This window comes from Enteractinococcus helveticum, assembly GCF_001657475.1.
Taxonomy (GTDB): Bacteria; Actinomycetota; Actinomycetes; order Actinomycetales; family Micrococcaceae; genus Yaniella; species Yaniella helvetica.
In genome coordinates, this window is record NZ_LXEY01000032.1 from 1 (window position 1) to 415 (window position 415).

Sequence of the window (415 nt, forward strand, 5' to 3'; positions counted from 1 at the left end):
ATATTCATCCAACAACACTTCAAAAGGTTCAAGAAGAAGTAGAAGGTCGACCTGAACAAATGGTCATTTCAACAATGATGTTGCGTTCAATGCAACAAGCGCATTATGATGATGTGAACTTGGGACATTTTGGCTTATCAGCTGAATATTATACGCATTTTACATCACCAATTAGACGTTATCCTGATTTAACAGTTCATCGTTTAATCCGTAAGTATTTAATTGAGAAATCAATGGATAACAAAGAAGTGACGCATTGCGAAGGCAGATTGCCTGAGCTAGCTGAACATCCTGCCAAGCGCGAAGAACTTGCCATTGAGGCACCACGGGGTGCAGACGAATTCTAACCAGCAGAACCTCTCAAGCATCACTTTGTCGATGAACTTGAATTCTAGCCGGTGTCAGTCCATTTCTT

Annotated in this window: 1 protein-coding gene; it reads left to right on the forward strand. The window is 41.0% G+C overall.

What is annotated here, in order from left to right; translation table 11 throughout:
- The coding region (locus A6F49_RS14400; protein ID WP_043056576.1) for an RNB domain-containing ribonuclease at positions 1-347 on the forward strand (347 nt) is incomplete at its 5' end.
- Positions 348-415: the final 68 nt, after the last annotated feature.